The organism is Psychrobacter sp. UBA5136 (genome assembly GCF_002414005.1).
In the GTDB taxonomy this organism is placed as follows: Bacteria; Pseudomonadota; Gammaproteobacteria; order Pseudomonadales; family Moraxellaceae; genus Psychrobacter.
On sequence record NZ_DHYG01000010.1, the window covers coordinates 1 to 6740 of the forward strand.

Here is a 6740-nt window from a genome sequence, read left to right on the forward strand (position 1 = left end):
TACGCCAAGGCTGGTTGGAAAACGATTTATCTAAATTATTTTATGATGTTTGTCCTGGGCATAACAAATTTATTTTGAACTGACTATATATACTAGCGTTTAATGAATGAATTAACGCTCTAAATGCAGATACTGCATATGACATTCATACTGATGCAAGATATCGACCAGCACTTGCTCTTTGGTGTAGCCAACCAAGTCGTATTCCTGCGAGCCGTCGCTTAAAAACACTTCAGCACGGTAATAAAACTCGGCCTGCTTGCTTGAAGTATTGAGCGTAAAGTTTGGGCGCTCAGCTTTGATAAGATTGACTTCATAAATAAAATCATCTTCATCACCGTGACCAACACGCAGTTTTACCCCATCTATCTGGCCGTCATCTTCATCCAGCCCTGCATCGATATCTTTACCGATAGTAGCCAAATTGCGGATATCTAAGGAGGTATTTAAACCGCCTGCTTTTAGCTCTTTTTCCACCTCAATCATGGCAGGCTTAACCACTGTCTGTAAAAAGCGCTCGACCTGTTTATGGCTTGGGAAGCTGACGATACGTTGCAAGCGCGCCTTCCAGCCTTTACCGCTATCGAGCACGTTTGCCGTGCCAACCATACTGGCTTTGCGCTTATTGCCCTCTTCTTTTAATGACTTCCACATCGACATCATATACATGACCAAAATAAGCGAAAATGGCAACCCTGCTATCACAGAGACCGACTGTAACGACGCAAAGCCGCCGGCAAATAGCAAGCCTAAAGTAATAAATCCCGTTGCTGCTGCCCAAAACAGACGCAACCAAACAGGCGCATCGGTATCATTGGTCATCCCTCTTGAGCTTAGGTTGGCAAGGACTAACGCGCCTGAGTCAGCAGAGGTGACAAAAAATATCAATCCAATAAAGACGCCAGCAAATGACAACACATCGCTATAAGGGAAATGCTCAAACAAGGCAAACATGCCCATCGCCGCATCATTGACCGCGATTTCTCCAAGCTCAGTTGCGCCATTAGCGACCAAATCGATTGCCGAATTACCAAAGATAGAAAACCACGCAAAGATAAAACCAAGCGGGATAAACATCACACCAAAAACAAATTCACGTAAAGTACGGCCACGGCTAATACGCGCGATAAACAAGCCAACAAACGGCGCCCAAGCAACCCACCATGCCCAGAAAAATATCGTCCAACCTGATTTCCAATCAGCACCAGCCGTGCCATCATAAGCATAGACATCAAAGGTTTTAAAAATAATGGTTTGAAAGTACTGACCGATATTTTGGGTAAAGGTGTTGAGCAAATATACTGTATTGCCCATTACCAATATGGCTAGCAGCAGCAATATCGACGACAGCATATTAAATTCAGATAAACGGCGTACGCCTTTTTCAACACCCGTCATCGCAGAGATAGCGGCGGCGGCAACCACGCCTAGGATAATAATGCTCTGTACCATTTTGCTTGATTCGATACCAAAAACATGGGTCAAGCCCGCATTGGCCTGTAACACGCCGATGCCTAAGCTGGTGGCAATACCCATCAAGGTACAGACAACGCCAAAGGTATCAATGCCGTCACCGAGCCAGCCTTTGATTAAGCGTTCACCAAAGATTGGGGTCAGTGGTGAGCGCAGAGCAAGCGGCATGTTTTTACGATAAGCAAAGTACGCCAACGCCATACCGATGAGCGCATAAATACCCCAGCCATGCAGCCCCCAATGCAAAAAAGTTTGCGACAGCGCTTGGCGCATGGCCTCCGCACTGGCAGGCTCAAGCCCCGCATGCGGCGTCAAATAATGCATCAACGGCTCAGAGGCACCAAAAAACAATAAATCGATACCAATACCCGCAGAAAACAGCATCGCTGCCCACGCTAAAAAGGGAAACTGCGCTTTTTCATGGTCTTGCCCAAGTTTGATATCACCATATTTTGAAAAACCAACAAACAACGCAAAAATACTATAAGCAGCAACCACCAGCATGTAGTACCAACCAAAGCTCTCTGATACCCATGCCATGCTGGCGCTTAATAATGCCTCACTATAATCTGGCAAGGCAATCGTCCAGATAATCAATAAAATAGAAATAATCGCTGAGCCTAAAAAAACCGTCTTATTTAGACTCAGGGGTTTCGTCGCATCTTCTGATGGCGAACTGTACATAAAAGACCTCAATAGGTAAATGAAACAGGGTCTGATATTGCTTTGTCCGGCATAACTTTATGAGTTATAAAAAGGAGATTTTTAGCCACGCAAATTATAAGCGCACAATGATAAATAACCGCATGACGCACAAAGCAGTACCAATTAATAAAATTTGCTAGATATAAACTGTGAGAAAAATAGCAAAGCAAATGCTAAACAAAGACCGCCTTAAAGGCTCGACCTGCTTAACATAAGCGCTGATAAAAAAGACCTTTACTGTGAAAGGCCTTCTTGTTGAGATTATCCGACATTATTCAATAGCTTGTATAGTCGTTTAAACAACAGAGCCATAAGCGCGCATCGGCTCGGCTCTGAGCGGTGCGCCATTGGCGACATAATAATCCGCCGTCGAGCGTGGTAATTGCTTACCGCGCATCTTATCGACGATTTTTTCGGCCAGCATGATGGTGGTGGCGTTTAAGTTACCACTGATGATATTTGGCATAATCGACGCATCAACGACGCGCAGGCCATCGATACCGTGTACCAACCCTTCACCATTAACCACCGAATCATTACCCTCACCCATCGCACAGGTACACGACGGATGATAAGCGGTCTCGCTATGGTTACGGACATACTCATCCAACTGCGCATCGGTGTTCAAATCATCGGTTGGCGCAATGGTGCGGCCGCGATACGGGTCGAGCGCTGGCTGATGCATAATCTCACGGGTAATACGCATCGCCGCACGAAACTCTTGCCAGTCTTGCTCATGCGACATATAGTTAAATAAGATACTTGGATGCGCGCTTGGGTCTGTTGAAGTCAGCTTGACGCGGCCACGACTTGGCGAGCGCAATGAACCGACGTGTGCTTGGAAGCTATGGGAATTTACCGCACTGCGACCATCGTAACGCACCGCTAACGGCAAGAAGTGATACTGAATATTAGGATGGGTAAATTTCTCATCGGTACGGATAAAGCCGCCACCCTCAAACTGATTGGACGCGCCAAGGCCTGTGCCATTAAATAACCACTCGGCACCAATCGCAGGTTTATTCCACCATTTATTGGCAGGCGCGATTGAAACTGGTAGTTTGCATTCATACTGCATATACAGCTCTAGATGGTCTTGTAGATTATTGCCCACGCCCGGCAACTCTAAAACCTCGTTAATACCCAAGTCTTTGAGCCACTGACCAGGGCCAATACCAGAGCGCTGCAATAATTGCGGTGAGGCAATCGCGCCAGAAGATACAATCACTTCACGAGCGGCATAGAATTTTTTGGTTTGACCTTGATGCTCGACTTTGACGCCGACAGCGCGCTTACCATCAAAGAGGATCACATCAGTCAATGCACCGGTCAAAATGGTGATATTGCTACGTGGTTTGGCGCGGTCGAGATACCCGCGTGCGGTGGAAGCACGGCGACCATTGGGCGTGACAAAACGATCCATTGGCCCAAAGCCTTCTTGCTGATAGCCGTTTAGATCCTCTGTACGCGGATAGCCTGCTTGTACGCCCGCTTCAATCATTGCTTCAAATAGTGGATTAACCCCTGGTTTTGAAGTGGTAATTTCAACCGGACCGCCGACGCCATGATAGTCGTTTTCACCAGCATCGAAGTTTTCTGACTTTTTAAAATACGGTAGGCAGTCTGAATAGGTCCAGTCTTCTAAACCTTTGATTTTGGACCAGTCGTCAAAATCGAGCGCGTTACCACGGATATAGCACATCCCATTGATGAGTGATGAGCCGCCAAGCCCTTTACCACGGCCACAATCCATGACGCGGTTATTCATATATGGCTCAGGGTCAGTTTTGTAGCCCCAGTTATAAGTGGTGCCTTGTAGCGGCATCGCTAGCGCCGCTGGCATCTGCGTGCGAAAGTCTAGTCGATGATCAGGTCGACCAGCCTCTAACAGCAACACCTTAATGTTGGCATCTTCGGTCAAGCGCGTGGCCAGCACATTTCCGGCTGAGCCTGCACCGACAATGATGTAGTCATATTCAGGTGTGGTTGATGTCATAAAACGCTCCATAATATTAAAAAATCCATCATTCATATCAGTAAGGTGGTGCCAAAAGGAACAATTATTCCTCTTACGCTAACCTTACTGTTTTAAAAATTTTTACCCTAACTGCTTAAAATACCGATTCAAACTTGCCAAGCTCTACTTGGATAGATTTGGTCTGCGTATAATGCTCAAGGGCTTCAATGCCGTTTTCGCGGCCAATACCAGAATGCTTATACCCACCGACTGGCATTTGCGCGGGTGATTCGCCCCACGTATTTAGCCAGCAGATACCTGCTTCAATCTGCGCAATCACGCGATGCGCGCGGGTTAGATCCGCAGTCACCACCCCAGCAGCCAAACCATAATCCGTATCGTTAGCACGGCGAATCACTTCTTCTTCGGTCTCGTAGGTCAATATCGACATCACGGGGCCAAAGATTTCCTCGCGGACAATAGTCATCTCATCGCTGCAATCGGTAAATACCGTCGGTGCAACGAATGCGCCTTTAGCAAGCTCGCCTGTTGTCACTCGCTCACCGCCCGCCAATAAACGCGCGCCGCTCGCTTTTCCTTGGTCGATATAACCAAGCACGCGCTCCATATGCGGGAAGCTGACCAGTGGCCCCATATTGGTATTTTCATCCAGCGGATTACCCAATTTGATACGTTTAACGCGCGTCAAGATTGCCTCTTCAAACTTCGCTTGTAGCACTTTTGGGACAAACACACGCGTGCCATTGGTACAGACCTGACCTGTGCTATAAAAGTTTGCCATCATGGCAATATCCGCTGCCATATCGATATCGGCATCGTCAAAGATAATCAATGGCGACTTACCACCAAGCTCTAAGGTCACGTCTTTAAGCGACGATGATGCCGCGCTTGCCATGACTTTTTTGCCCGTTGGCACGCCGCCTGTAAACGAGACTTTGGCAATGTTAGGATGCTGGGTTAATGCTTCGCCCACATGATAATCACCTTGTACGACGTTAAACACACCGTCTGGCAGACCTGCTTCGGTAAAAATTTCTGCTAGTTTCAGCGCGGTTAATGGCGTGACTTCTGAGGGCTTAAAAATCATTGCGTTACCCGCAGCTAATGCCGGCGCAGCTTTCCACATCGCGATTTGAATCGGATAGTTCCATGCGCCAATACCTGCGACCACGCCGAGCGGCTCGCGGCGCGTATAAACAAAACTGCTATCACGCAGCGGAATCTGACGGCCCTCTAACATCGGCGCCAGACCCGCATAATACTCAATAACATCGGCACCAGTCACAATATCGACATACTTGGTCTCAGACAGCGCTTTACCGGTGTCTTTGGTTTCAAGCAATGCCAACACATCATTACGCTCGCGCATTAGCGCAACCGCCTTTAGCAAAATCCGACTACGTTCGACTGGCATCATCGCCGCCCAAACTTTTTGGCCTTTTTTTGCTGCTGTTACCGCCTCATCAATCTGCTCAGCCGTCGTTTGCTGAATGGTAGCGAGCACTTCACCTGTTGCTGGGTTGATATCCTCAAAAGTAGATAACGAGTCATCGACCGCCAAATAACGACCGTTGATATAAGCAGTTTGCGTTTGTGTTAAATCAATAATGTCTGTTAAGTTATCTAGGTTTGTTTTAGTAGCTGTCATAAGTTTTCCTTAGGGCGACGGGTTCGCTTTATAAAAAAGCTTTAAAAATAATGTCGTCATGGATTAAAGGTGAAAAATAAAAGTGGTTTGTAGGTATTTTTAAGCGTCAAAGTCGCGCTGGGTCATATTTATCAAGCGCGTACGCAATGAAGCCTTGTCTGAGATATCGATGCCTGAAAAGTCAGAGAGCCAAATACCATCGGCAACCAGGCGCACCATACATAGGGTTTCGGTATTGTCCGTGGCGGCATGTTTTTTTAATTGCTCGTTTGTCCACTCAGCCCAGCGTTCGCGCAACGTCCGATCTCCTAACATCAAGACGTACAACGTGGCTTGGCTATTAAACTCGGCCTGCCCTTTTTCGCCCAAGCTAATCGTGGCGTCGATATAAGCGCGCGTAAAAGCGCCATAGCTGACAGGATCTTTTGCCATGGCTTGATTGACTTCAGTCTCGAATTTTTTCATCGCGTCATAAAACACTTCTAAAATCAGCGCATCTTTGGTAGCAAAATGATGCATTACCCCGCCTTTGGTCACCCCGACGGCATCCGCTACCGCTTGAAAGGTGACTTTAGACAAGCCTTGCTCCAAAGTGATACGTGCTGCCTCATCGAGCAGTGCTCGACGTACAACTTCAGGTTGTTTTTTACGTTTATGCGCGTTTTGTATTTCCATTTTCATCTCGATGTTAGGGCACTATAGAATTTGAGAATAAGTTTGGGGTTAAAAAGACGGCGACCTATAGTCAATTAATAGTAAAACTGTCATAAGTTCAGAGACGATACAGGAATAAATTTTCCTTGCTTGCTGCGTACCAAGAGGCTGCGCAAAACTTATCCCCGTATTGCTGTCACACTTTTAAATTGAATCTACTATATTTATTTTGTTTAAAGTGAAGATATAGTGAGTGAAAAGTAATATCGATACATCACGCAC

4 protein-coding genes are annotated in these 6740 nt (G+C 46.7%); all 4 read right to left on the bottom strand.

What is annotated here, in order from left to right; genetic code table 11:
- Nucleotides 1-111: 111 nt before the first annotated feature.
- The gene (gene betT / locus B4240_RS01435) at nt 112-2157 is read right to left on the bottom strand and encodes a choline BCCT transporter BetT (RefSeq protein ID WP_296236440.1); all 2046 of its coding nucleotides are present in this window, start codon (nt 2155-2157) and stop codon (nt 112-114) included.
- A gap of 316 nt (nt 2158-2473) precedes the next feature.
- Entirely contained in the window at nt 2474-4174 is a 1701-nt protein-coding gene (betA, locus tag B4240_RS01440) for a choline dehydrogenase (protein ID WP_296236441.1), read from the bottom strand.
- A 115-nt stretch (nt 4175-4289) separates the two neighbouring features.
- Entirely contained in the window at nt 4290-5804 is a 1515-nt protein-coding gene (gene betB / locus B4240_RS01445; RefSeq protein WP_296236442.1) for a betaine-aldehyde dehydrogenase, read from the bottom strand.
- Between the two features lie 99 nt (nt 5805-5903).
- Nucleotides 5904-6479, bottom strand: coding sequence for a TetR/AcrR family transcriptional regulator (locus B4240_RS01450; RefSeq protein ID WP_296236443.1), 576 nt, complete (start codon nt 6477-6479; stop codon nt 5904-5906).
- Nucleotides 6480-6740: the final 261 nt, after the last annotated feature.